Here is a 25,008-nt window from a genome sequence, read left to right as displayed (position 1 = left end):
TGCGCTGTCAGCGAATTTGACCCGGAGTTTCGTCCTGTATGTGCGATTTACTGGAGGCTCGGGTCACAGGTTCCCAGAGAGGGCGCCTACCATGGTCGGGCAGACTGTCTAGGGGAGCGCTGACCCGTGTCGATATTGGAAAAGGTGCTACGCGCCGGCGAAGGCCGCATGGTGCGCAAGCTCAAAGCGATCGCGGATGCGGTCAACTCGATCGAGGACGACTACGTCGACCTCACCGACGACGAGCTGCGCGAATGCACCGAGTCGTTCAAGGAACGCGTCGCGGACGGAGAGTCCCTCGACTCCCTGCTCCCCGAGGCGTTCGCGGTGGCTCGCGAGGGTGCCAAACGCGTGCTCGGCCAGCGGGCTTTCAACGTCCAGCTGATGGGCGGCGCGGCCCTGCACTTCGGCAACATCCCGGAGATGAAGACCGGTGAGGGCAAGACCCTGACCGGTGTGTTCCCGGCCTACCTCAACGCGTTGAGCGGCAAGGGCGTGCACATCATCACGGTCAACGACTACCTCGCTCAGCGCGACGCCGAGTGGGTCGGCCAGGTGCACGTGTTCCTCGGCCTCACCGTGGGCGTGATCCTGCCCAACCGGCCCGCCGCCGAGCACCGTGATGCCTACCTGTGCGACATCACGTACGGCACGAACAACGAGTTCGGCTTCGACTACCTGCGCGACAACATGGCGTGGTCGAAAGACGAACTGGTCCAGCGCGGCCACAACTTCGCGATCGTCGACGAGGTCGACTCGATCCTCATCGACGAGGCCCGCACGCCGCTGATCATCTCCGGTCCGGCCGAGCACTCCGCCCGGTGGTACGGCGAATTCGCCGCCATCGTCAAGCGGCTCGAAAAGGGCAAGGACGGCGAGGGAGACTACGAGGTCGACGAGGCCAAGCGCACCATCGCGGTCACCGAGCGAGGCGTCTCCCGGGTGGAAGACCGCCTCGGCATCGACAACCTCTACGAGTCGGTCAACACGCCGCTGGTCGGCTACCTCAACAACGCCATCAAGGCCAAGGAGCTCTACAAGCGGGACAAGGACTACATCGTCAACGAGGGTGGCGAAGTCCTGATCGTCGACGAGTTCACCGGGCGCATCCTGCACGGCCGGCGTTACAACGAGGGCATGCACCAGGCGATCGAGGCCAAGGAAGGGGTGGAGGTCAAGCAGGAAAACCAGACCCTGGCGACCATCACCCTGCAGAACTACTTCCGGCTCTACGAGAAGCTCGGCGGCATGACCGGTACGGCGCAGACCGAGGCCGGCGAGTTCAATAGCGTCTACAAGGTCGGCGTCGTGTCGATCCCGACGCACCGTCCGATGATCCGCATCGACCACCCGGACGTCATCTACAAGACCGAGAAGGCCAAGTTCGACGCGGTCATCGAGGACATCGCCGAGCGCCACGCCACCGGTCAGCCGGTGCTGGTCGGCACGGTGAGCGTGGAAAACTCCGAGATCCTGTCGCACCTGCTGCGCCGCCGCGGCATTCCGCACAGTGTGCTCAACGCGAAGTTCCACGCCCAGGAGGCGACGATCATCGCCCAGGCCGGGCGCAAGGGCGGGGTCACGGTGGCCACCAACATGGCCGGCCGAGGCACCGACATCCTGCTCGGCGGCAACCCCGAGTTCCTGGCCGCCACCGAGCTCGCCCAGCGCGGCCTCGACCCGGAAGAGAGCCCCGAGGAATACGCGAAGGCCCTCGAAGAGGTCCTTCCGACCTGGAAGGACGCCTGCGACGAGGAGGCTTCCGAGGTAATCGCGGCCGGCGGCCTCTACGTCCTCGGCACCGAGCGGCACGACTCCCGGCGCATCGACAACCAGCTGCGCGGCCGCTCCGGCCGGCAGGGCGACCCCGGCGAGTCCCGGTTCTACCTGTCGCTGCAGGACGACCTGATGAAGCGGTTCCGGGCCGGTGCGGTCGAAGCGGTCATGGAGCGCTTCAACATCCCCGAGGACGTGCCGATCGAGTCCAAGATGGTGACCCGGCAGATCCGCAGCGCCCAGACCCAGATCGAGGGCCAGAACGCCGAGATCCGCAAGAACGTCCTCAAGTACGACGAGGTCCTCAACAAGCAGCGCGTGGTCATCTACGCCGAGCGCAAGCGCGTGCTCGACGGTGAAGACATGCACGAGCAGGTCCAGCACATGATCGACGACGTGATCGCCGACTACGTGACGGCCGCGACCTCCGACGGCTACGCCGAGGACTGGGACCTCGAGCAGCTCTGGACCAACCTCAAGCGCCTCTACCCGGTCACCCTCACCATCGAAGACGTCATCGAGGAGTCCGGCGGCGAGCGCAGCACGATCGACCAGGAGTTCCTCGTCGAGCAGCTGAAGACCGACGCCCGCGAGGCGTACGCCGCCCGCGAAGAGGAACTCGGCTCCGAGGCGGTGCGCGAACTCGAGCGGCAGGTGCTGCTCGCGGTCATCGACCGCAAGTGGCGCGAACACCTCTACGAGATGGACTACCTGCAGGAAGGCATCAGCCTGCGGGCCTACGCGCAACGCGACCCGGTGGTCGAATACCAGCGCGAGGGCTTCGACATGTTCAACCAGATGATGGAGGGCATCAAGGAGGAGGCGGTCGGCTTCGTCTTCAACCTGGAGGTCCAGGTCGAAGAGGCCCCCACCGTCACCGTCGACCCGAGCCGGGCGGTCCCGCTGCCGACCGGTGGCGTGATGACCGCCCAGCCCGAGCCCAACGAGACCGAGTCCGACCGCGTGGGCGTGCGGGCGAAGGGCCTCGGCGGCGGCAACCGCCCGCAAAACCTGCAATACACGGCCCCGGCAATCGACGGCGCCGCGGGCGACGGCTCCCCGACGATCCAGCAGCAGCCCGCAGCCCCGGCCCTCGGCATCGGCGGGGGCAGCTCCCCGGTCCCGACCAACCCGGCCCACACGGCGGCGAGCCGGCGCTCCCGCCCGGCCGGCCAGCCCGAGTCGAACGGCCCGTCCCGCAACGCCCCGTGCTACTGCGGCTCAGGCAAGAAGTACAAGCGGTGCCACGGCGCCCCGGGCGGTCCCGCCTAGGCCCACCTCCGCGCAACCTCCGCAAAGCGGCCCGCCGCCGGCTCATCGCCGGCGCGGGCCGTTTTCGTGTACGCCCGTCGAGCACCCAAGAGCCATGCGCCCCTCGCGTCGGGCCGTCGGCACCCGCAGGGCGGGGATCACGAAGAGTTCGCCGTGGCGCCGTGGCGCCGCGGCCGACAGCCGGCCCGCGGCTCCCGCCGGCCGCCGGCCGGTGGCTCCGGGCCGCAGGCGAGCCTGCTCCTACTTCGGGCGCCCTCAAGGCGGCCGTGCTGGCCGGAGCTCCGCGCCGACCTGTCGGTGATGGCTGCTGCCGCGGCGTGCTGCTGCGCTGTGGGGTGGTGGCTCGTGCCTGGCGGCGAGGCAGCCGGGTGCGACAAGTTTCAGCCGTTGTCCACAGGCGTTTATGGCCCGGGACACCCGCCGCCTCCACTGCTCGACGAGCGCCCCGGGGGTCTCTTCCTGATCGGTTGCAGACGGCTCTAGATAAGGCGTAAAGCGGTTGCAGACCAGATCTCGCAATGCAACTCGAGCCGCAGCGCAAGCGCCCAGGTGCGGTGGGTGGTGACCAGCGCGGCCGCGGCCTCGACCGCTTCGTGGCTGGGCTGGCAGACCCGCAGGCGCATCACGGCCGCCGGTGAACGCCGCGGCACCCGCCGCCCCGGTGCCGCTCCTCGTAGGCTAGCGACCCGCCGCGCCCCGGCCAGCCCTTGCGCCACAATCGTGGCCGCCTCGGCCGGCAAGGCGAGCCGGCGCAGATGGCCGGCCGGCCGGTAGCCGTTAAGCACCTCCACGCAATGCCGCACAAACCGATGCACCGCGATCTTCGCGTCCGTGGACACCCCAGCAACCGCCGGCCGCCCGTGCGCCATTTCCCGCGCCCGCACCGACGCCGCACTGGTCGTCCCGATCGCGCTGAACGTGCCCGTAACCGTCACCAGCCCACCGGCCGCCGCCACCGCCGCCGGCGACCAGTCCAACGTCAGCTGCCCGGGGATAACCACGTCCCGAACGTCAACCTCGTCGTCATAGGGCGGCTCACACTCAGGCACCCGCCGCAGCCGCATCGCACTCCCGACCTCAACCCGCCGACTCCGCCTCCGCGACCCACCGACCGCTTCCGCCTGCACACCCACGCCCCAGTCCGATCCGTTCTGTGCGGGTCCGCCCTCCGCCAGTCCGGGCTGCAGTGACATGTCCTGCTGAGACTTGTATTGCCCCAATCGGCTTTGCGGTGGCCCGCCGGACGTTGGTCGACTCCGTGCAGGGCCGCTCTGCCGCGATCCGCTCTGCTGCGGTTCACCCTGCGTCGGGCGGCTCTGTGGTGATCCGCCGGGGGCCGAGCGGCTCTGCGGGGACTCGTGCCGCGGGGATTCGTTGTGCTGGGACTTCTGCTGCGCGGATGGGCTCTGTGGCGGCCCGCTGGGCGTCGGTTGGCTTTGTTCAGGGCCGCTCTGCGCGGATTGGCGCTGCGGGGCCTCCCGCTGTGGGCGCTCGCCCTGCCGGGACTCGTCGTGCTGCGCCGACGGGCTCTGCGGGGACCCGCTCAGCGTCGACGGACTCTGCGTAGGCTCGTTCTGCCCGGACCCGCCCTGCTGGAACTCTCCCTGCTGAGACTCGCCATGCGCGGATCGGCTCCGTGGTGGCCCGCTGGGCACCGATCGACTTTGTGCGGTCTCGCGCTGCTGGGTCTCGCGCCGCCGAGACTGGCGCTGTGCTGGTCCGCTCTGCTCCGGTCCGCTCTGCTCCGGTCCGCTCTGCTCCGGTCCGCTTGGCGCTGGTCGCCTCTGTGCCGATCCACCCCGCGCCGGCTCGTCCTGCGTCGGCTCGCTCTGCGTCGACCCGCTCTGCGTCGACCCGCTCTGCGTAGGCCCGTCCGCCCTGCTACGGCCCGGCCCGCGAGGGGCGAACTCCACCGTCCCCGACATCCCGCCACCCCGATCTTGCGTTTGCCTTCGTTTGCTTACGACAGCGATTCTCGACAACTGTCGAAGCAAGCGTCAACCGCGAACCACCGATCCGGGAGGAGGGGCATAACGGTCACTCGGTCTCGCGCTCGGCCAGCGGGTTGTCAGCCACCCACTGTGCTGTCTCCGCGTACTTCTGCTGGATGTATTCCTCCAGCCGGGAACGCTCCACGCGCCACTGGCCGCGCCCGCCGATCTTGATGGCGGGCAGTTCGCCGCTGCGGACCATGTGGTAGACCTGCGAATCTGACACGTTCAACTCGGCCGCTACGTCGGCCAGCAGCAGGAAACGGGCTTCCATTCGGCCTCCTCAAGAAGCTTAGTTTGCCACCGTTTGCCTCCGATAGCCTGCCACTATCTCACCCGGCGACGGCGCGGCCGCTCAACGGGCTCGAATAGACCACGCTGGTTGTCACCGCGCCCAGGCCGGAGATGCGCCCCGTCACCTCCTCGAGGTGCCGCATCGAGCGGGCCAGCACCTTGAGCACGAAGCAGTCTTCGCCGGTCACGTGGTGCGCCTCGACGATCTCGGGGGTGGAGTCGAGCAGGGCGTGGAACGGCCGGTAGTTCCCGGTCGGATAGCGCAGCCGCACGAACGCCATAACGGTCAGGCCGACGCGTTCCGGGTCGACCGTCGCCCGGTAGCCGGCGATCACACCGGCCTCTTCGAGGCGGCGCACGCGCTCCGCGACGGCACTTGCGCTCATCGCGACGGCTCGGGCGAGTTCGGCGTACGAGGTCCGCCCGTCCCGCTGAAGTTCGGCCAGTAAACGCCAGTCGGTCTTGTCGAGCGTGAGTTCCGCGGCCATCTTGATAACCTACCGGTGTTTCCCCGGCCATCCCATCCCACCGCCGTGGCTTGACGGTGTGCCACAAGCGGAGCCGCGAATAGCGTTGTCGACCATGACGACCACCCGACAGCAGGCGGCCGCCGCCTTCTTCCGCGCCCGCCTCGACTTCCAAACCGACGTCTCCGACGTCCACGCCGCCTTGGCGAAAGCCGGACACCTCCCGGCCCTGATCCTCATCGACTCCAGGTCCGCGGCGGCCTGGGACCAGGGACACATTCCCGGCGCGATCCACCTTCCGACCGCCGACATCCCGTCGCGCGCGGCCGCCCTTCTCCACTCCGGCGTCCCGGTGGTCGCCTACTGCTGGGGGCCGGGCTGCAACGGCGCGACCCGGGCCGCCTTGGCGCTGTCCGAGGCCGGCTTCGACGCGAAAGAGATGCTCGGCGGCATCGAGTACTGGATTCGGGAGGGCTTCCCCGTGCGTACGGAAAATGGCGAGGAGACCGCCGTGCCGGACCCTCTCACCGCCGAAGCAGCCTGCGGCTGCTGAGGCCGGTCGACCACGATCGGGACACGACTGGTGGAATGACCTTTCCGCCGCCGATGCGACGGTGTAGGACGAGGACGGTCGAACCGCAGGAGGAGACGTGCCGATCACCGATCTGGTCCGGGTCTATGTGCCGGCCACCGTGCCGATGCTGACGGCCCTGCGCGCGTCCGGGAGCCTCGGTGAGGTCGCGCCGGCCGCGCACGCGGTGACCCCGTCGCTCCGCGAGTGGTACGCGGAGGGTGACGAGGAGGAGTTGGAGTACGTCGCGTTCACCCGCGCCGCTCAGGGCGCCCTTCAGCTGCTGCGTCACGACCCGCAGGCGCCGCGCCGCCGGGTCGTGGTCTCGGCCGACGTGCCGTCCGGCTTGGTGAAGCGGGAGGAGGTCGAGCTGGGTTCGAGCACCGTCCAGCTTGTCGGGCCGGTGGCTCTGGGTGACGTGGCGGCGATTCACGTGGACAGCGCCGACGCGGCCGAGGAGATCGCGGCTGCGGTCGACGTGGTCGAGGAGGCGCTGGCCGGGGATCCGGACGCGCAGTTCACTGTTGACGGCGCCGAGGACCACGAGCTGGAGTGGTACGCGGTCTCCGAGTTGGACCAGCTGATCTGATCATCGCGGCGGCGCGGGGTCAGCCGGCTTGTTCGGCCGGGGCCGGGGCCGGTTCGGGTTCCGCGCCGGCGTGGGGCTCGTCCTCCGCGGCCGGCTTGATGCCGATTCCGTACGCGACCGCCGCCGTGATCGCCCCCGCGAAGAGCACGATCAGCGCGCTGTTGAACCGGGCACCGCTGAGCAGCTTTTGCACCGTCAGTTCGAGCACGCTGACCTTGCCGGCGAGGTCGAGCACCCGGGCGCCCGCGGTGCGGGTGAGGGCCTCGCCGACCAGCAGCAGCAGGCCGGGGCCGCCGCCGGCGAGGAAGTAGAACGCCGGGCTCACGTCGGCACCGCCCGCTCGTCGGCGGGCCCGCCGGAGCAGCCGCTGCCCGACGATGCCGGCGGCCACGCCGCTGAGCAGCGACTGGGAGAACGAGAACCACTGCGCGGCACTGGTCTGGGACTGTTCGGAGTCACCCGAGCCGAGCGCGTCGAGCACCGGATTCTGGAAGACGTTGAGCAGGAAGCCGACCACGAAGACGGCGATCGAGCCCCAGCACACCGCGGCCAGGACACGCGGCATGCGGAGGCCGGCGAGCGCACCGCCGATCGTGGACGCCGCGGCGATCGTGCCGCCGACGACCGCGTACAGCCAGCCCTCGGTGTTGATCGTGACGACGACCAGCGCGCCGAGCAGACCGACGACCAGGCCGGTGCCGGTGGCGATCGCGAAACGCGTCGTCGCGCCCGGCGAGCGGCGCTGTGCGACCAGGCCGAGCACGGCCAGCGCGACAGCGATGCCGGTGACCAGCGCGGCCGAGACAGCGCCGGGCAATGCGTACGCCGTGGAGGTTACTTCCATCTCGGCGTCCGGCCCGCCCGTGATGGTGATGCGGGCCGAGAACAGCATCGCGGCCATCCAGACCAGGCTGAGGACGGCCAGCAGGAGCCCGCGCGACGCCGGCTGCTCGACGACGGGTGCGGACTGCTGCTCGCTCATGGGGCACAGGGTACTGGCCTGCGCTTAGGCCAGGTCGTGCGGCCGAGGAGGAGAGATCCAACCGATTGTCCAAAATTGGGTCTCTTGCGTGTTCTTCACACGGCGGCCCGTCCTTTTCGGCATACTTTCAGCCCTGCATCGCCGTCTGACCGTTTAGATGAACCATTTTAGCTGGTCAGGAAGCTCCACAACGGAAAAACGCCGGTGTGTGTCGCTCGACGTCGGACTGTCTGTGCGGGACAGTCGCTTGTGGAGACGCAAAATGGACGGATCGGGCGAAATCCTGGACGCCGAAGCTACAAAGTGGCAGCTTAGAGGCATGCCCGACTCTCAAATCAACCCCACGGCTGCCGCACTGCTCGGCCTGCTACACGAGGGACCGATGACCGGCGGACAGCTCATGGCGGCTGCCGAACGCCGCCTCGGGCCCTACTGGTCGATGACGCGGAGCCAGGTTTACCGCGAACTGCCCGTTCTCGCCGAAATGGGATATGTCCGGCTCGGTAAGCCCGGCCCTCGTTCCAGCCAGCCCTACGCGATCACCGCCTCCGGCAAGCGAGCCTTCAGCCGATGGCTCGCCGAGTCGCCGGGACGGGACGCGCTGCGCAACCCGGTCGCCCTGCGTGTCGCCTTCGGCGACCAACACAGCGGCAGCCAGCTGCAGACGCTCTACACGGGCGCCAACGAATACCACTCCGAGGCTCTGGCCATGGCCAAGGAGCAGGCCAAGGAGGCGAAGAAGAACGGCGACAACTACGGTGCCGCCGCTCTCGAGTTCGCCGTTGCCTATCACAAGGCGGCGCTCAGCTGGCTCAAGATCGCTCCGTCGGCCTGACGACCTGCCCGCCCCGGCCCACCAGGTCATCCAAACCCGGTCGGTCGGGGCGGCGTAGTCTTGACTGTTGTGACAGCTGCCGACTATCCCGAGCACCTCAAGGCGCTCGACGCCACCCTGCGCAACATCGAGAGTGTCCTCGATGTCGACAAGCTGCGCCGCGACAAGGCTGAACTGGAGGAGCAGGCCTCCGTCCCCGATCTATGGGATGACCAGGCCCGCGCCCAGGACGTCAACTCTCGCCTCTCGTATATATCGGGCGAGCTCAGCCGGATGGACCGCCTGCGCTCCCGGCTCGACGACGCCGGGTTGCTGCTCGAGATGGCCCAGGCCGAGAGCGACGAGGCCTCGGTCGCCGAGGTCGGCACCGAGATCACCGCCCTGAGCAAGGCTATCGAGGAGATGGAGGTGCGCACCCTGCTCTCCGGGGAGTACGACTCCCGCGAGGCAGTGGTGGCCATCCGGGCCGGCGCCGGCGGCGTCGACGCGGCCGACTTCGCCGAGATGCTCATGCGGATGTACCTGCGGTGGGCCGAGCGGCACGGCTATCCGACCGAGGTCTACGAGACCTCCTACGCTGAGGAGGCGGGGCTCAAGTCCGCGACCTTCGCGGTCAAGGTCCCGTACGCGTTCGGCACCCTCAGCGTCGAGTCCGGCACCCACCGGCTGGTGCGGATCAGCCCGTTCGACAACCAGGGCCGGCGCCAGACGAGCTTCGCCGGTGTCGAGGTGATGCCGGTGGTCGCGCAGACCGACCACATCGACATCCCCGAGAACGAACTTCGGGTCGACGTCTACCGTTCGTCGGGCCCTGGTGGACAGAGCGTTAACACGACTGACTCCGCTGTGCGCCTCACGCACATTCCGACGGGCATCGTGGTCACGTGTCAGAACGAGAAATCGCAGCTTCAGAACAAGGCCTCGGCCATGCGGGTGCTCCAGGCGCGACTGCTCGAGCGGAAGCGTCAGGAGGAGGAGGCCAAGCTCGCCGGCCTCAAGCAGGACACCACCGGATCCTGGGGTGACCAGATGCGGTCGTACGTCCTGCACCCCTACCAAATGGTCAAGGACCTGCGGACGGAGCACGAGACCGGCAACCCGTCCTCGGTCTTCGACGGTGACCTGGACGAGTTCATCGAGGCCGGCATCCGGTGGCGCAAGCGGAGCCAGACGGCCGGCTGATCCAGCAGGACACGGACGGCGACGGCACCTGAACGTTGGGTCAGGTGCCACCCGTACGGTCCTCACTTTCTCCACCGGCGGTGCAGATTCCGGGACCCGCCGGGGTTGGCGTTTTCGTTACACCGCGTAGACTGCGTTCCCGTGATTCAGCTCGAGAACGTGACGAAGACTTATCCGAAGGCGTCTCGGCCGTCGCTGGACGATGTCAGCGTCGGTATCGAGAAGGGTGAGTTCGTCTTCTTCATCGGCCCCTCCGGTTCCGGCAAGTCCACGATCATCAAACTGCTCCTGCACGAGGTCGGTCCGACCCGTGGCAAGGTGGTGGTGAACGCCAAGGACGTCACGACCCTGCGCTCCTGGAAGGTCCCCCACTTCCGGCGCTCGATCGGCTGCGTCTTCCAGGACTTCCGCCTGCTGCCCAACCGCACTGCGTACGAGAACGTCGCCTTCGCGCTCGAGGTGATCGGCAAGACCAAGGCGGTCGCGCGGCGCGTCGTCCCCGAGGTCCTGGAGCTGGTCGGTCTCGGCGGCAAGGAGCACCGCTACCCCCACGAGCTCTCCGGCGGTGAGCAGCAGCGTGTCGCGGTGGCGCGAGCGTTCGTGAACCGTCCGCTGATCCTGCTCGCCGACGAGCCCACCGGTAACCTCGACCCCGACACCTCGATCGAGATCATGCGCCTGCTGGACCGGATCAACCGGACCGGCACCACGGTTGTCATGGTCACCCACGACTCCAACATCGTGAACCAGATGCGCCGCCGGGTCATCGAGATCGAGAGCGGGCGCATCGTCCGTGACCAGGCCCGTGGCGTTTACGGCTAGGCCGGGCTCCGCCCACCCATCGACAGCTGAAGCAGTAGCAGGACGCGGAGTCCCGGAAGGAACCCCCCGATGCGCTTGAAGTACATCCTCAACGAGGTCCTGGTGGGCCTGTGGCGAAACGTCACCATGACGGTCGCCATGATCATCACCATGTCGGTCTCGCTGGCCATGCTGGGCGCGAGTGTCCTGCTGTTCCTGCAGGTCGACCAGATGAAGAGTTACTACTACGGCGAGATCGAGGTGTCGGTCTTCCTTAAAAACGACATCACGGACACCCAACGCCAGGCAATTGATGGCGCGATCGCCCAGAGCTCGCTCGTCAAGTCGCGCAGCTACGAGACCAAAGAGCAGGCTTTCAACCGGTTCAAGGAGCTCTGGCAGGACTCGCCGGACTTCGTGAAGTCGATCGGCCCCAACAGCCTTCCCGAGTCGTTCCGGGTCAAGCTCAAGAACCCGGAGCAGTACAAGCAGTTCGCCGACCAGATCCAGAGTCTGCAGGGCATCGACCAGATCATCGACCAGCGCACCCTGCTCGACAAGGTCTTCAAGATCTTCAACGCGATCCAGGTGTTCGCCCTCGTGGTGGCTGGGGTGATGGCCTTGGCCGCGTTGCTGCTCGTCGGTAACACAATCCAGGTCGCGGCCTACAGCAAGAGGCGTGAAGTCGCGGTCATGAAGCTGGTCGGCGCCTCGAACTGGTTCATCCAGTCACCGTTCGTCCTCGAGGCGGTGGTGGCCGGCCTGATCGGCTCGATCATCGGTTTCATCGCGCTCTTCCTCTTCAAGATCGTCCTGCTCGATCACCGGCTCCAGGCCCTGACCAGCATCCTGACTCCGATTCACAACAGCAACGTGTGGCTCATGTTGCCGCTGCTGGCCGGGGTGGGCGCCGTGGTCAGTGCGATCACCGCATGGGTCACCCTGCGGTTCTACCTGAAGGTCTGACCCGGGATCTCCCGGCTGTCGACAACGGCCGCGTTCCGCACAGGGACGCGGCCGTTGGGCGATTTAGACCGTTAGTCCCGGTTGGTCGGAGTACGGTGATTCCCCGTGTGGTCCTATCGCCGACATAGCCGGGTATCCGCCGTCCTGGCCGGATGCGTGGGCTTCCTGGTCGCCGGGCTGCTCCTGACCGGATCCGGCCCCGCACTGGCCGAACCGGGCGGTGACGCCGCCGACCGCGCCGGTCAAGCCGTCGACCGTGCCGAAGCCCTCCTCGAGAACGCCACCGCGACCGCCCAGCAGGCGGCCCGCCGGTTCGAAGCGGCCAGCGCGGCCCTGCCCGTTGCCCGCACCAACCTCGCCACCGCCCGCGGCCTCGTCGCGGCCGCACTCGCCGACGCCAACACGGCCGGACGCCGGGCCAACGCCGCCCGCGCCTCCTACGGCGTCATCGCCGGCCAGTTCCAGCAGGCCCAGGGCCGTCTCGACGACGCCCGGGTGCGAGTCGACAGCATCGCCCAGGCCAGCTACATGGGCAGCGAGATCTCGCGGATCAACGTGCTCGTCGACGCCACCGGGCCGCAGGACGTCATCGACCGCCTCAGCCTGATCACCCAGGTCATGCGCACCCAGCAACACGACGTCGACGTGCTGACCAGCGCGCGCGGCGCCGCACGTACCGAACAGGACCGTGCCGCCCTCGCCAAGCGCACCGCCGAAGATGCCGAAATGTCGGCAAGAGAAAAATTGCACGCCGCGCAAGCGGCGCAGGCTTCTGCGGTACGCGCGAAGCAGGCACTCGACCGCATCGCCGCGTCCCGACTGGCCGCCCTGCGCGTGGCCAACGGGCAGCGCTCGGCCGTGCTCGCGCGCTACCGGGCCGCCAAGGCGGAAGAGTCACGCATCCAGGCCCAGCTGCGCGGCGTCTCGGCCCGCGGCGCCTCCGGCCGCTACTCCGGCGGCCGCCTCCTGATGCCGGTCGACGGCTGGAAATCCAGCAACTTCGGCTACCGCTACGACCCCTTCTACCGGGTCTGGCAACTGCACGCGGGCACCGACTTCGCCGCGCCGCACGGCATGCCGATCCACGCCGCGGCGTCCGGGCGGGTGGTCCGGGCCGGCTGGTCCGGCGGGTACGGCAACTACACCTGCCTCGACCACGGCCACTCCGACGGGGTCGACTTCATGACCTGCTACGGCCACCAGTCGGCGATCCTCGTGAACGTGGGGGAGTGGGTGCACCGCGGCGACGTCATCGGCCGGGTCGGCACCACGGGCGCATCCACCGGCAACCATCTGCACTTCGAGACGCGGTTCGACGGCGTACCCCGGAACCCGCTGAAATACCTGCCCTCCTGCCTGTGTTGAAATGGTTCTCACTCGTCAACAGGGGGTAGCTCGGCATGCCACGGGAACAGGGGCGGAAGGTGGTTGCCTCCAACCGGAAGGCATACCACGACTACGCGATCTCCGATACGTACGAAGCGGGCATGGCCCTGACCGGCACCGAGGTCAAATCCCTACGGGCCGGCCGCGCGTCGCTGACCGACGCGTTCGCCGAGGAGACCAACGGCGAGATCTTCCTGCGGGGCATGCACATCCCGGAATACACGCAGGGAACGTGGACCAACCACGAGCCACGCCGGGTCCGCAAGCTGCTGCTCAACCGCGAAGAAATCCGCAAGATGCAGGGCAAACTCCGCGACGACGGCGTCACGCTCATCCCGCTCTCGGTCTACTTCAACAACGGGTACGCGAAAGTCGAGCTCGGCCTGGCCAAGGGCAAGAAGAGCTACGACAAGCGGCAGGACCTGGCCGCCCGCGATGCGCAGAAGGAGATCAATCGCTCCATGGGTCGCCGTATCAAAGGCATGCCGTGATTAGGTAGTCTGCGATCCCCCCTCGCAAGCCTTTCGGAAAGGGCGGTCCTTGCCCGTCTCGAAGCACTCCCCGACTCCGGTCAGCCCGGCCCGCCTGGTCTTCCTCGCCGCCTTGACGGTCCTGGTCGCGCTGGTGGTCTGGGTGGCCGTACGCGCGGTGGGCCCCTCCACCGCCGACGCCGCCGGCCCGACGGTCGTGCTGCCGTCGATGCCCACCGTCCCGGTCAACGCCGCCGAGCCGGAATCGCCGTCGCCGACCATCTCGATGCTGCCGCGCCCGTCGACGTCAGCCACCCCGTCGACGTCCCGCAAGCCGTCCACGTCGCCGTCGGCCCGGCACTCCGCATCCTCATCACCGACGCCGCACGTCACGCGCACCTCGACGAAGCCGGTCGCCAAAGCCACCTTCTCGGCGACCGTGTCGACCTCCTCCTCATGGGGCGGCGGCTACGTAGGGATGGTGCAGCTCACCAACACCGGCACAAAGGCGGCAAGCTGGTCGGTGAGCGTGTCGCACGGCTCGGTCTCCGGTCTCCGGCTGTACGGCACGTGGAACGCACAGGGCAGCCAGCAGGGCAGCACGTTCGTCTTCACCAGCGGTTCCCTGGCCCCCGGCCAGTCCGCGTCCTTCGGTTACCAGGCCGGCGCCCGCACCCGCGACCGGCTGCGCCCGTCCGGGTGCTCCGTCGGTAGCGGTTCCTGCCGGGTGAGTTAGACTTGTAGGGTTGTTCCGACTGGGGGGTGACTGGTTTCGACTTCGTACGTGGAGACAGGGGAAGCGAGCCGAGGAAGCCAACGTCGTCTCGGTAATCGGTCGTTGGAAACTTATAAGCGCCGATAACAATCGCGCTGCGTTCGCACTCGCCGCCTGAGGCAAGTAGCGACGCTGTCGGGCTGGAAGCACCTCCGTTCCAGATTTCCGGCATCATTTAGGAGGTTGGCCAACCGGCCCCGGTCGCGGGGACCGCACGGCGAGATTAATCTGCGACTGGACCCGTCATCCGGACTCGCTCACATGATCCGGAGGGCCGAGTAGAGGCATAGTGAGCTGCGCTCGGAGAAGCCCTGACAAAGCAACGAAGGACCCGGGTTCGATTCCCGGCACCTCCACGAGTCGATGGCGGCCCGTGTTCGCGGAAAGCGCGAACCGGGTCGCCTCGTCATTTCGCTCCGGGGGCCGAGCCCCCGGACGCCCGGCGGCGCGGTGGTTGCGCCCGGCGGCGCGGTGGTTGCGCCCCGCGGCGCGGTGGTTGCGTGTGGTGGGTCCGTCGCGGCGGTAATCGATGACGAGCTGCTCGTCATTGGGTGTACCCATGCCAGAATCTCGTGGCTGGATGTGTAGCAGGGTCGCTACGATGTAGCCATGACGACGCCCCGGTCCATACGGTTTGACGACGCGGTGCTGGCCAGACTTCGACACCAAGCCTCCGCCGAGGTTGGCAACAACGTGTCCGCGCTGGCTCACCGGCTCGTCGACGAGGGCCTGCGGATGGCGGAGCACCCTGGCATCATCTTCAAGCCCGGCCCGTCCGGCCGTCGCGCCGCTCTTGCTTACGGACCTGACGTCTGGGAGGTCGTCAAGTTTCTTCGAGAGATCGATGAACGAGGGCCGGCTGCCCTCGTCGCCGCTGCTGAGACATTTGCCGTTGACGTCAGCCGGGTTACCTCGGCCGTCAGCTACTACGGCGATTACAGCGCCGAGATCGACGGGGAAATCGAGGCCGCTGAGGTTGCATCGGTTCGTGCGGAGCACGCTTGGACTGTCCAGCAGAAGCTGATCGCGTGACCGAGCCGGTAGAACTGATTCGGCTGCTGCTGGATGAGATGTTTTCGCCGACGGTCGCCGAGGCGCTGCGAGCGCAAGGCCATCTGGTCGTCGCTCTGGTCGAGAGGCCAGAAATGCGCGCCATGCCGGATGAAGAGGTCTTCGCGTGGGCCGCTGCGCAACGATGCTGGCTGTTGACCGAAAATGTTAAGGACTTTCAGCCGATCAAACTGCGCGCCCTGCAGGCGAACGCGTCGATCGCCGGACTTTTGTTCACGAGCAGCCGCACTTTCCCCCGCTCGCGGCAGCATATCGGTCCGCTGGTTGATGCGCTCGACGCGTGGCTGACAAAAGGGCCGCCCGAACCTCCGATCATCGAGGATTGGCTCCAGCCGGCCTGAGCGAGACTTCATCTGGATCATCCTGACGGCTTCGCGTCAGGCTCTCGATCTTGCTGCACGTAAAGCTCCACCGCTTCGCGGAGGTTCACTGGTACGTCCAGCCGCGCAGGTGAGCCGGGGCGCCTACGTCAAGCGGGGTAGGTCGGACTCAGCGCTCAAGCCGATGACCGGACGCCTCATTGCCGCAAAGCTCAGGGGCGTGGGTCGCCTCAAGCACTCGCGGACACGGCGGCAGCCCTTGGCGAATCAGACGGGTGGTTCCTCATGGTGAGTACTGCCCGGGGCAGCGGGCGCCGGCTCGGGATGGGCGTGCGGACCCGCAAAGGTGTCCTTGCGGTTCACATCGCGTCCGCCGGGGCGTGGCTGGGAGTCGATGTCGCGATGGCTGTACTCGTCTTCACCGCAGTGCTCAACCATGACACCGGTACCCGGGCGCTGTGCTATCAGGCGCTCCAGCTATTCGCGGTGTGGCCGCTGTTCACCGCGGGCATCGTCTGCCTTGCCAGAGGGGTCGTGCTGGGGCTGACCAGCCGGTACGGGTTCGTTCGCTACTGGTGGGTCGCCATGAAGCTGGCCTTGAACGTCATGCTCACGGGGCTCGTCCCGCTGGCGCTGCGGCCGGGACTGTCGGAGTTGAGCGAGCTCGGCCGCGAGCTGGCGGCGGGCCACATCGTGACCGCCTCGGTGGGCAACATGATCTATCCGCCGATCGTGTCTCCGGCCGCCCTGGTCGTGGCCGTGGTATTGGCCGTGTTCAAGCCGTGGGGCCGGATCCGCAGCTGACCCGCCGGGTATGCGCGTCAACGTAGTCAAGGTGTCGCTGCCATGCGGATGAGGTCCCGGCCGGTGGCCATAGCGTCGAGTCCATGAGAGCTGTTCGTATATCTGTCATGTTGGCCGCCGTACTCACTACGACCGGATCCTCACCTCCGAAATCGGCGCCCAGGCTTCGATGGACGCGAGAAGATCGCCGGACCCGGCCGTCGTCGTCACCTACTCCGGCGCCCTGAGGGGTACGGTCGCCGCGCTGGGTGGGCCGCAACATCGCCCGATTCGGCGGCGACGCCGACAACGTCACTCACGACGCGGCCAAGGTACTCGGCGAGCACCTATCCCAGCCCGGGTGTCGCACTCGCACCGTACTCACCGGCCGGGGACGCAAGTTCGGGCACCCGCTGCCCACCACTGTGAGTTTTGGAACAAGACTCCATGAAACTCTTCACAGCCGGATGTAACCGGGCGGGTCGCTGCGGTGTGTTGTCAGGTGTGCGAGCACCCACGGGAAGCGGGGAACATGCCGGCCAGCGACAGCGCCGACTTCGACGCCTTCTACATTGCGACGGTTCGGCGCGTCGTGCTCTATCTCTATGCCGCCTGTGGTGACCGGTCCGAAGCCCAGGACATCGCTCAAGAGGCTTTCGCGAGAGCCTGGCAGCACTGGTCCAAGGTTGCCGGATACGACGACCCCGAGGCGTGGGTGCGAGCGGTCGCCTGGCGGCTGATGGCCAATCGGTGGCGGAGTTTGCGACGCTGGCTCACCGCTCGGGCCCGGCTGGGGCCGCCCGATCAGGTTGTCGACAGCCCGTCGCCGGACCGGGTGGCCGTCGCCGATGCGCTCCGGCAGCTGCCGAAGTCGCAGCGGCAGGTCATCGCCTTGTACTACCTGCTGGACATGCCGGTCCGCGACATCGCCGCGAGTGTCGGCGCTGCCGAGGGGACGGTCAAGGCGCGGCTGTCGAGGGCGCGCGCCGCCCTTGCCCGGCTGCTCAACGAAGACGATCAGGAGGTCAGCGATGTCACGTCACGTTGATGAACGGGTGCGGGAGCTGGAGGCGGACGTTCAGCACCTTCGGTTTCTGCCGGCCGCCGCCGTCCGCGCACGCGGTCGCCGCCGGAGCCGCCGGCAGCTGGCCGCGGTTCTGACCGCGGGCGCCGCCGTGACGGCCACCGCGAGCACAGTGTTCGCGTGGCCGCACCAGCACGCCGCGCCGGTCGCCGACCAAGCTGCGGGCAGGCCCTTCGTGAGCTGCGTTGTCGCTCTGCCGGACGACCCGGCCGAGGTCCGGATCCGCGTGCTCGACGGCGGGGCGCCGGCCGAGCTGCGGGACGCAGCGACCGCTCAGTTGCGGACTCGCGGATTCGCCGTTCAGACCGGTACGACCGACCGTGTCCCCACTGCCAGCGCGGCCGCCCTCCGCTACGGGCCGGCAGCGATCGGCTCGGCGACCGTCGTACGGGCGGAGCTGAACGGTCAGGTCGCCATGACTTTCGACCCCGACCGCCCGGATGCGACCATCGACTTGGCGGTCGGGTCGGCCTTTGCCGGGTTCGCGACCCCCACCGAAATCAACGCGAATCTCGCGCTCGCCGGCGAACCTTCCGCGCCCCCGCAATGCTCAGCCGTCGCATCGCGGACGCCAACCCGCTGACGGTGTGCCGCCGGTCACGCTCCTGAGCCGGGTGGAATCGGTCGGGAACGGGCGGGGTTGCCGGTGGCATGACGACGATCGGACTCATCGGCAGCGGGAACATCGGAAGCACTGTGGCGCGGCTGGCGGTTGCCGCCGGGCACGACGTGGTGCTGAGCAACTCGCGTGGTCCGGCGACCCTCCAAGACCTGGTGTCTGAGCTGGGGCCCAAGGCGCGTGCGGCAACTGCGGCCGAGGCGGCTGCGGCCGGGGACATCGTGGTGGTGACGGTGCCGCTGCGGGCGTACCGGGAGGTGCCGGTGGAGCCCCTCGCGGGCAAGGTGGTCATCGACACCAACAACTACTACCCGGAGCGCGACGGTATCTTCGACGAGGTGGAAGACGGCTCCAGCACCACCGGTGAGCTGCTGCAGAAGCACCTCACGGAGGCCCGCGTGGTGAAGGGGTTCAACAACATCTGGTTCGATCACCTGCGGACCCTGGCGCGGCCGGCGGGCAGCGCGGACCGGTCGGCGCTGCCGATCGCCGGTGACGACGCGGCCGCCAAGCAGGCGGTCACCGAGCTTTTCGACAGCCTCGGCTATGACACTGTGGACGCCGGCCCGCTCGCCGAGAACTGGCGTACCCAGCGGGACACCCCGGTCTACGTGACTCCTTACGGCACGTACGGCGTGGTCCCCGGTACGCCGGTGAGCGCGCAGACCGTACGCGAGGCGCTCGCCGCGGCGAAACGCCCTGCGGCCTGAGCGCTCAGGTGGTCAGATCGGCGACTTCGGTGGCGGCCAACAGGAAGCTCAGTCGTCCACCTTGGACGGCTGGCTCTGCTGTGGGCCATCTGCCGGATCGACTCGTTGATCGCCGCGATCTTGTCCGCCGCAGGCGCGATGTCGTTGAGGTCGTAGTAGGCCTGGCCGGCCGTGTGGTCGTCCGCGTGCCCACGAAAGCCGACGAGCGGCCAGGAGGCATCCTTGCCCTTCTGCCCGGCCGACAGCGCGGGGAGGACGACTAGGTGCTGCTGGGTCAGGACGTTGGTGACGACGCATAGTGGTGGGCAAGGTTGGTGGCGAGGGTGCGGAGGTGAGCCCTGGCTTCGGTGGGGCCGTGCACAGTGATGGCGTTCCCGAACGGCAGCAATGCTCGCACGTCCTCCAGATGCAGGAAGCGAATTGTTACCTTGTGGCCGGTGGCGGATTCTTCATGGTCGTCCCGGACGAGTCGTAGGCCAAAGATCCGTTGCGCTCGCTCGATCTGGGTCTGGTTGATGGTGGCGCTGACCTCTATCGCGTGGTTGTTTGCCCACTGATCAATGAGCGCTGCAGTGACGGTGGCCAGGGTCTGGTTCTCGCGGATCCGTCGTGGCTGGTCGAATTCTTTCCACGTCGTGATCCGTTCGAGTCGGTACATCCGTGGTACTCGGGCACAGTCGGCGATGAGATACCAGATGCCGGCCTTGGCGAACAGCCCGTAGGGATCCACGACCAGGTCGCGTGGGCATGACTCGCGTGGGCTGTCGTACTCGATCCGCAGCTGGCGCCCTCGCCGCACTGAGCCGATCAGCGAAGCCGGAGTCGGGCCGGAAGCTCGTGTCTGCAGCCAGGGACGGCTGTCCACGTGTACTACGTCGGTGAGCGGCAGGAGCTCATGAACTCGACGTGACTGGGTAGCGGCGATCTTGGCGAGCGCGCGCCGGCTTTCGACCGATGCGTTGAGCTCCGCGCGTTGCTTTTCATCCAGCCCGATGAGCGAGAGATGATCACGCTCGTCAGGCGTGAGTCGCGTGAGGTCGAGCCCGGACCCGGGCAGCATGGTCACGCCGCCGAGGCGGCCCCGGTGTGCGGTCACCGGCAGACCGGCGTCACGGAGCCAGTTGAGGTCCCGGGTGATGGTTCGAAGGGAAACCCCGAGCGCCGAGGCAAGTTCCTGTGTGGTTGCGCCATCCCTCGATTCGAGGAGCAGCATCAGGGTGAAGAAGCGGTCGGGGGTCACACACCAAGTTTTTCAGGAATTGCGACACGATGCGGCGCATATTCCGGCCAGGCTGGTGGATGCGTACCTACGACCTGTGAGGAACAACCATGACCACATCCGTCGTGTCCATCGTCTATGTGAACGACGCTCCCGCCGCAGCTCGTTTCTACGGGGACCTTCTCGGCATGAGCCCCTCGCTCGAGACTCCGGGATACATCACCTTCGACCTGGGGCCAGGCGCTGACCTGGCTCTGTGGTCTGGCCAGTTCGAGGATCTGTCGCCGGACGTCCCGCGTACCAGTGAGGTTTGCCTGGCCATCGACGGTGGGCGACCCGACGAGGTCAACGCGATCTTCAAGCAGTGGCTATCCAAGGGCGTCACGATCCTGCGCGAGCCGCACGATGTGGGGTTCGGGCTGACCTTTCTCGCAGCCGATCCTGACGGGAACCGTATCCGGGTCGCGCCGCGGGACTGAAGGCCACAATGCGGCAGGCGCGCACGATAGGTGTCGCGCCTGCCGTTGTGGCCGCGGCGGGGGGCGAACAGCGCCGTGTACCGCCGGTCAAGGGAGTGGAGCTCGCCGTGACCGGGCCGGCGGGGACCAAACGAGAAAGCGGCCGAGGGGCGTTCATCGGCTCCGTGCTCGGTGCGATCGACGACTTCTATGAGTAGGTCATCCAGAATCTCAAGCCGTGGATGCCGCACCGCCGAAGCTCCGCTCACCGGAGGAGGTGACAGCTATCTCGTCTCAGGACGGTCCGCAGAGTGAGGACGAGAACGGTTAGCGGCTGACTCGGGCGTTGGCTCGGGGCCGGGTGAAGTGGGAGGCGCCGCTGTTGCGGTGCCGGCGGGCCGCCGCGGACGCGGTCGGGAAGTGTGCCGCCGGGGCGGGCGCCCCCACCGCCATGGGTGCGCCCGCCACCGTCGGGGCGCCCGCCGCCACGGGCGCGTCTTTGATTGCCGGCTCCAGGCCAGCGGGTGCGGGCCGGCCGGGGCGGCGGTGCCTGCCGCTCAGCAGTAGGAGCAGAGCCGCTGAGGCGAGGATCATGAGGATCACCACCGGTTCCATGGCCGCCCCCGAAGTCATTGGTTATCGAGACAATGACGTTAGCAGCGGATGTCGCCGTAGCCAATCGGTCGTCCCGCTTCGGAGTCGGTCCGATTCTCCGACCGGCTCCCACTGCGTCCGCCTTAGACTGGCTCGATGGCGGCGACCGGCTTCGGTGTTTATCTCAAGGAAGCGATCCTGGCGGCTCGTTTCGAGACGCCGACGCACTTCGCACGGGCGGTGGGGACCGACCCGTCGGTCGTGTTGCGCTGGCTCAGCGAGGAACAGCGGCCGACGATCCGGTCGATCGAGCGGATCGCTCCCGTCCTCGGCCGCAGCATCAACGAGCTGGTGCGGGCGGCCTATCCCGATCGGTTGAGTGGTCCGAAGCCCGAGCCGCCGGCCGTCCACCCGCTGGTGCACGAGCTGGCCCGCATGCTGGCCGACGACTCGCCGATCCCGCAGGCCGACCGCCAGGCCCTCGAGACCGTTCTCGACCGGCTGGTCGACCCCTACCGCAAGGTCCTGAGGAGACGACGGACAGGCTGAACGGGTGACAGATATGCGGCGAATCGCAGGTCTGCGCTGGTCGATGTCGCGTACGGCGCGGAAGCTCACTAGTGTCGGGGCCATGACCGAGCGGCCGCCGGGTGGATTGCATCTGCAGATCAGCAAGTTGCTGGTCTTTCTGCTGGTCGCGGCGATCGCGGCGACCGGCGCCCTGCTGATCGCGGTGTTCATCGGGCTGACCGACGCCCCGCGGGGCGGGCCGGGGCCCAACGGCATGCCCCCGCCGCCGCCCGATCTGCGATCGCTGGAGATCATTCCCGTCGTTACCGGCCTCTTCGTGCTCTCCTGGCTGGCCGCGCTGGTCGTCTTCGTGCGCGACCAGGTCCTGCTCCGCCTGCGGCAGCAGCAGCCGGTCACCGGCCCCGGCGGGGTCAGCCGCGAGGAGCTGACCGGCCTGCTCGCCGGCCTGCGCACCGAGCTGGCGGCCGACCGGGAGCGCGACAACGAGGCGCTCAGCGAGGTGCTCAGCGAGCGGCTGGCCCAGCTCACCGGGGAGTACGGCGAGCAGCGGGAGACCGACGGCTACCTCAACGGCATGCGCATGGCAACGACCGGCGACCCGTCAGCCGGCAACGTCCGTTCGCTGCGGCGCCCGCCGCCGCCGCGCTGACGGGCGGTCGTGGAGGGTCACCGTGACCATCAGGGCGGCCGCGATCCAGACGTACAGGTTGCTGCCGGCGAAGGCGCTCCAGCCGAACGGATGCGTCCACCACAGCCACACGAAACTGGTGCACATCAGCACGTAGGCGATCGCGACGACGGTCGTGCGGCCGCGGTCGAGCAGCCAGAACAGCGCCGGCAGCACCCACACCAGGTGGTGCACCCAGGTCACCGGACTGATCAGGCAGGCGACGATCGCGGTGACGGCGAAACCCGCCGCGTGGTCATTCGGGGTGCGCCGGGAGCGCACCCACCAGGCCCAGTACGCGACGACCAACGCGACCGCGGCCACCCACCAGATCTCCGGTGCGTCGAGCCGGGCCAGAACGCCCCGCAGCGACTGGTTGGAGACGTACGCCAGTTTGCCGACCCGGCCGGTGTCCCACAGCGCGCCGGTCCAGAAGTCACGCGAGGGCCCGGGCACGACGATCGCGGTCAGGACGGTCGCGCCGGCGGCGGTGCCGGCCGCGGTCGCCGCGGCCCGGTACTGCCGGGTCAGCAGCAGGTAGCCGACGAACACGGCCGGGGTCAGCTTGATGGCGGCGGCCAGCCCGATGCCGATCCCGGCCCGGCGGCGGCCGGTCGCCAGCGCGCGCAGGTCGGCGCAGACCAGCACCAGCAGCACCAGGTTGATCTGCCCCAGGGTGAACGTGTCGCGGGCCGGCTCGAACAGGACGACGGCCAGGAAGGCGAGCGCGCACGGCGTCCACATCGGCCGGGACCGCCGCTGCAGGAACGGCACGAAGAACCAGCGGAGCAGCAGCACCACCATCGCGGTGTTGACGGCCAGGCTGATCGCGACCGCCACCGGCCACGACGTCATCACCAGCGGGGCCATGACCAGGGCGGCAAACGGCGGATACGTGAAGCCGTAGGCCGAGTGCTGGTAGCGGTAGTCGTACAGATGACCGCCGTCGATCAGCCAGTAGCGCACCGAGCCGCGGTAGACGCCGAGGTCGAAGAAGTGCCGGAACGTCAGTGCGGTGGTCAGGAAGACGCCGATCGCGATCGCGGTGCCGACTACGAGCGCGACCTGCGCGGGGCCGCTCCGCAGCCGCTCGGGGACGATCATCGGGGGGTCGGGCGCGGGGTGGCGGGGGCGACAACCAGGCGTACGAGCAGGAATGCCGCTATGCCGATCAGCGCGCCGAGGACCGCCAGCAGGACGCGTTCGGCGTCCGCCCCGAAGCCGTCCGGCAGCACCACCAGCACCAGCCCGGCGCAGAGCGCGGCGAGCAGGCCGCGCACCCGGCGGTGCTCGGCCACCGCGGCCAGCGGCACCAGGCCCCACAGCACGTACCAGGGCCGGATCGCCGGTCCGAAAGCGACCACCGCGACCAGCACGATGCCGAGTCCGTAGACCGGGCCGAGGCGGCCGCGGCAGGTCCAGACGACGCCGGCCACGACCAGGGTGGCCAGCACGCCGGCCCACCGCCACAGCCCTTCGGCGGCTGCCGCGCCGACCGCGTCGTGGGCCAGCAGCCGGGCCGTCCAGCGGCCGAGAGCGCTGGTCAGCGACCAGTTCCCGGCCGAGATCGGGGTGTTCAGGGCGCTCACCCAGCCGTACCCGGTGCCGGCCAGCGTCGTGATCAGCACGGTGGCGGCGCCGGCGGTGACGGCCACCGCGGCGGCCGCGCGGGCCCACGGCCAGCGCCCGGGCAGCCGGCCGGTCCAGAGCGCGGCGACCGCCACGAGTCCGAGCGCGGCCGGCCACTTGACCAGGGCGGCCGCCACGATCAGCAGGGTCGCGGCGATCGGCCGGTGCCGCACCGCGGCGGCCAGACCGGCCGCCAGCAGCCCGACCATCAGGGCGTCGTTGTGCGCGCCGCCGACCAGGTGGATCAGGACCAGGGGGTTCAGCACGGCGAGCCAGGTCGCGCTGGACGGGCGTACGCCGGTGGACCGCGCAACAATCGGCACGGAGCCGGCCAGCAGTGCCAGTCCGGCGATCGCCACCAGCCGCATCGCGATCACGCCGAGCAGCAGGTTCGAGCTGAGCGGTCCGGCGACGACCTCGGCGACGATCAGGAAGACCGGGCCGTACGGGCTGGGCGTGTGCTGCCAGATCGCCGGCACCTGCGCCGCGACCATGCCGCCGAGCACGGACGGCCCGTGGCGGTAGACGTCCATCCCCGAGTCGATCATCAGGCCCTGTGCGAGGTAGCTGTAGACGTCGCGGCTGAACAGCGGCGGGGCGAGCAGCAGCGGCGCCACCCAGAGGGCGAGCGTCCACCAGGCCGTCCGGCACGACTCGTCGGCGTGGTCGCCGCGGGTGACCCGGCCGTACCACCACCACGCCAGCAGAAGCAGGGCCAGCCCGGTGTAGACGCCGACCAGCCCGAGCCGGGCATGATGACCGCCCGGCAGGTATGGGATGCCGACCGGTAACGCGCCGGCGCCGAGGCCGCCGACGGCGATCAGGGCGGAGCCGGCGAACCCGACCGCCCGCGGGGAGGACAGCCCGTGATCTTTGGACACGGCTGAACACTTTCAATGGCCGGTGTCGGGCTGTGGACAGGCTGTGGACGCCCGGATAACGGATGCGCAACGTCCGCGATGATTT

Annotated in this window: 27 protein-coding genes and 1 other RNA gene; 20 read left to right on the top strand and 8 right to left on the bottom strand. The window is 68.5% G+C overall.

Annotation, left to right across the window (positions count from 1 at the left end; all coding sequences use genetic code 11):
• Positions 1-126 precede the first annotated feature (126 nt).
• Complete coding sequence (gene secA / locus ACIA5C_RS19325; RefSeq protein WP_396056364.1) at positions 127-3,048, top strand: preprotein translocase subunit SecA; 2,922 nt, start codon at positions 127-129, stop codon at positions 3,046-3,048.
• Positions 3,049-3,527: 479 nt separating this feature from the next.
• Here the strand turns inward: secA and ACIA5C_RS19320 are convergent, their stop codons facing one another.
• The 3 genes from ACIA5C_RS19320 to ACIA5C_RS19310 all read right to left on the bottom strand — a co-directional run bounded on the left by ACIA5C_RS19320 (position 3,528) and on the right by ACIA5C_RS19310 (position 5,821).
• A complete protein-coding gene (locus ACIA5C_RS19320; protein ID WP_396056362.1) occupies positions 3,528-4,112 on the bottom strand; it encodes an Rv3235 family protein in 585 nt (194 codons plus the stop codon).
• 973 nt (positions 4,113-5,085) lie between these two features.
• Positions 5,086-5,313, bottom strand: coding sequence for a helix-turn-helix transcriptional regulator (locus ACIA5C_RS19315; protein ID WP_396056360.1), 228 nt, complete (start codon positions 5,311-5,313; stop codon positions 5,086-5,088).
• Positions 5,314-5,371: 58 nt separating this feature from the next.
• A complete protein-coding gene (locus ACIA5C_RS19310) occupies positions 5,372-5,821 on the bottom strand; it encodes an Lrp/AsnC family transcriptional regulator (protein WP_396056358.1) in 450 nt (149 codons plus the stop codon).
• A 94-nt stretch (positions 5,822-5,915) separates the two neighbouring features.
• Here ACIA5C_RS19310 and ACIA5C_RS19305 point away from each other — a divergent pair, with 94 nt between their 5' ends.
• Complete coding sequence (locus tag ACIA5C_RS19305) at positions 5,916-6,353, top strand: rhodanese-like domain-containing protein (RefSeq protein ID WP_396056356.1); 438 nt, start codon at positions 5,916-5,918, stop codon at positions 6,351-6,353.
• A gap of 103 nt (positions 6,354-6,456) precedes the next feature.
• Positions 6,457-6,960, top strand: a complete 504-nt coding sequence (locus ACIA5C_RS19300; RefSeq protein ID WP_396056666.1) for a DUF6912 family protein — start codon at positions 6,457-6,459, stop codon at positions 6,958-6,960.
• Between the two features lie 19 nt (positions 6,961-6,979).
• On the opposite strand, the gene ACIA5C_RS19295 is transcribed toward ACIA5C_RS19300, so the two are convergent.
• Entirely contained in the window at positions 6,980-7,942 is a 963-nt protein-coding gene (locus ACIA5C_RS19295; RefSeq protein ID WP_396056354.1) for a hypothetical protein, read from the bottom strand.
• 319 nt (positions 7,943-8,261) lie between these two features.
• Here ACIA5C_RS19295 and ACIA5C_RS19290 point away from each other — a divergent pair, with 319 nt between their 5' ends.
• The 14 genes from ACIA5C_RS19290 (at position 8,262) to ACIA5C_RS19225 (ending at position 18,944) form a co-directional block, all read left to right on the top strand.
• On the top strand, positions 8,262-8,777 hold the full coding sequence (locus ACIA5C_RS19290) for a PadR family transcriptional regulator (protein ID WP_364106896.1): 516 nt from the start codon (positions 8,262-8,264) through the stop codon (positions 8,775-8,777).
• A 69-nt stretch (positions 8,778-8,846) separates the two neighbouring features.
• Positions 8,847-9,959, top strand: coding sequence for a peptide chain release factor 2 (gene prfB, locus ACIA5C_RS19285; RefSeq protein ID WP_396056352.1), 1,113 nt, complete (start codon positions 8,847-8,849; stop codon positions 9,957-9,959).
• 141 nt (positions 9,960-10,100) lie between these two features.
• A complete protein-coding gene (ftsE, locus tag ACIA5C_RS19280; RefSeq protein WP_396056350.1) occupies positions 10,101-10,781 on the top strand; it encodes a cell division ATP-binding protein FtsE in 681 nt (226 codons plus the stop codon).
• Positions 10,782-10,850: 69 nt separating this feature from the next.
• Complete coding sequence (gene ftsX / locus ACIA5C_RS19275) at positions 10,851-11,726, top strand: permease-like cell division protein FtsX (protein WP_396056348.1); 876 nt, start codon at positions 10,851-10,853, stop codon at positions 11,724-11,726.
• A 105-nt stretch (positions 11,727-11,831) separates the two neighbouring features.
• Positions 11,832-13,091 carry a M23 family metallopeptidase gene (locus tag ACIA5C_RS19270; protein WP_396056346.1) on the top strand — a complete coding sequence of 420 codons (1,260 nt, stop codon included), beginning with the start codon at positions 11,832-11,834 and terminating at the stop codon, positions 13,089-13,091.
• A 35-nt stretch (positions 13,092-13,126) separates the two neighbouring features.
• Positions 13,127-13,603, top strand: coding sequence for an SsrA-binding protein SmpB (smpB, locus tag ACIA5C_RS19265; protein WP_396056344.1), 477 nt, complete (start codon positions 13,127-13,129; stop codon positions 13,601-13,603).
• Between the two features lie 49 nt (positions 13,604-13,652).
• A complete protein-coding gene (locus tag ACIA5C_RS19260) occupies positions 13,653-14,318 on the top strand; it encodes a cellulose binding domain-containing protein (protein ID WP_396056342.1) in 666 nt (221 codons plus the stop codon).
• A gap of 22 nt (positions 14,319-14,340) precedes the next feature.
• Positions 14,341-14,716, top strand: a transfer-messenger RNA (tmRNA) gene (gene ssrA, locus ACIA5C_RS19255).
• A 250-nt stretch (positions 14,717-14,966) separates the two neighbouring features.
• Complete coding sequence (locus ACIA5C_RS19250; protein ID WP_396056340.1) at positions 14,967-15,389, top strand: hypothetical protein; 423 nt, start codon at positions 14,967-14,969, stop codon at positions 15,387-15,389.
• Positions 15,386-15,769: a DUF5615 family PIN-like protein gene (locus ACIA5C_RS19245; protein WP_396056338.1), complete on the top strand. Its 384-nt coding sequence runs from the start codon at positions 15,386-15,388 to the stop codon at positions 15,767-15,769. The genes ACIA5C_RS19250 and ACIA5C_RS19245 overlap by 4 nt, the downstream gene beginning before the upstream one ends.
• A 303-nt stretch (positions 15,770-16,072) precedes the next feature.
• Entirely contained in the window at positions 16,073-16,552 is a 480-nt protein-coding gene (locus tag ACIA5C_RS19240) for a hypothetical protein (protein WP_396056336.1), read from the top strand.
• A gap of 511 nt (positions 16,553-17,063) precedes the next feature.
• Positions 17,064-17,579, top strand: coding sequence for a sigma-70 family RNA polymerase sigma factor (locus tag ACIA5C_RS19235; RefSeq protein ID WP_396056334.1), 516 nt, complete (start codon positions 17,064-17,066; stop codon positions 17,577-17,579).
• Positions 17,563-18,198 carry a LytR C-terminal domain-containing protein gene (locus ACIA5C_RS19230; RefSeq protein ID WP_396056332.1) on the top strand — a complete coding sequence of 212 codons (636 nt, stop codon included), beginning with the start codon at positions 17,563-17,565 and terminating at the stop codon, positions 18,196-18,198. Before ACIA5C_RS19235 ends, ACIA5C_RS19230 begins: the two co-directional genes overlap by 17 nt.
• 68 nt (positions 18,199-18,266) lie before the next feature.
• The gene (locus ACIA5C_RS19225) at positions 18,267-18,944 is read left to right on the top strand and encodes an NADPH-dependent F420 reductase (RefSeq protein ID WP_396056330.1); all 678 of its coding nucleotides are present in this window, start codon (positions 18,267-18,269) and stop codon (positions 18,942-18,944) included.
• Between the two features lie 274 nt (positions 18,945-19,218).
• Here ACIA5C_RS19225 and ACIA5C_RS19220 read toward each other — a convergent pair whose 3' ends face one another.
• Entirely contained in the window at positions 19,219-20,184 is a 966-nt protein-coding gene (locus ACIA5C_RS19220) for a helix-turn-helix transcriptional regulator (RefSeq protein ID WP_396056328.1), read from the bottom strand.
• 89 nt (positions 20,185-20,273) lie between these two features.
• Between ACIA5C_RS19220 and ACIA5C_RS19215 the strand changes: the two genes are divergently transcribed.
• Positions 20,274-20,642, top strand: a complete 369-nt coding sequence (locus ACIA5C_RS19215) for a VOC family protein (RefSeq protein WP_396056326.1) — start codon at positions 20,274-20,276, stop codon at positions 20,640-20,642.
• 306 nt (positions 20,643-20,948) lie between these two features.
• Here the strand turns inward: ACIA5C_RS19215 and ACIA5C_RS19210 are convergent, their stop codons facing one another.
• Entirely contained in the window at positions 20,949-21,236 is a 288-nt protein-coding gene (locus ACIA5C_RS19210) for a hypothetical protein (protein ID WP_396056324.1), read from the bottom strand.
• Between the two features lie 135 nt (positions 21,237-21,371).
• Here ACIA5C_RS19210 and ACIA5C_RS19205 point away from each other — a divergent pair, with 135 nt between their 5' ends.
• Together ACIA5C_RS19205 and ACIA5C_RS19200 are read left to right on the top strand one after the other, a co-directional pair.
• The gene (locus ACIA5C_RS19205; protein ID WP_396056322.1) at positions 21,372-21,764 is read left to right on the top strand and encodes a multiprotein-bridging factor 1 family protein; all 393 of its coding nucleotides are present in this window, start codon (positions 21,372-21,374) and stop codon (positions 21,762-21,764) included.
• Between the two features lie 82 nt (positions 21,765-21,846).
• The gene (locus ACIA5C_RS19200) at positions 21,847-22,395 is read left to right on the top strand and encodes a hypothetical protein (protein WP_396056320.1); all 549 of its coding nucleotides are present in this window, start codon (positions 21,847-21,849) and stop codon (positions 22,393-22,395) included.
• Here ACIA5C_RS19200 and ACIA5C_RS19195 read toward each other — a convergent pair.
• Both ACIA5C_RS19195 and mptB read right to left on the bottom strand, forming a co-directional pair.
• Positions 22,348-23,517 carry a glycosyltransferase 87 family protein gene (locus ACIA5C_RS19195; RefSeq protein ID WP_396056318.1) on the bottom strand — a complete coding sequence of 390 codons (1,170 nt, stop codon included), beginning with the start codon at positions 23,515-23,517 and terminating at the stop codon, positions 22,348-22,350. The genes ACIA5C_RS19200 and ACIA5C_RS19195 overlap by 48 nt on opposite strands.
• Positions 23,514-24,923: a polyprenol phosphomannose-dependent alpha 1,6 mannosyltransferase MptB gene (gene mptB, locus ACIA5C_RS19190; protein ID WP_396056316.1), complete on the bottom strand. Its 1,410-nt coding sequence runs from the start codon at positions 24,921-24,923 to the stop codon at positions 23,514-23,516. Before mptB ends, ACIA5C_RS19195 begins: the two co-directional genes overlap by 4 nt.
• Positions 24,924-25,008 lie beyond the last annotated feature (85 nt).

This window comes from Actinoplanes sp. NPDC051343 (genome assembly GCF_044455125.1).
GTDB lineage: Bacteria > Actinomycetota > Actinomycetes > Mycobacteriales > Micromonosporaceae > Actinoplanes.
The sequence above is the reverse complement of the archived record's forward strand: the minus strand, read 5'-3'. Positions and strand labels throughout refer to the sequence as shown.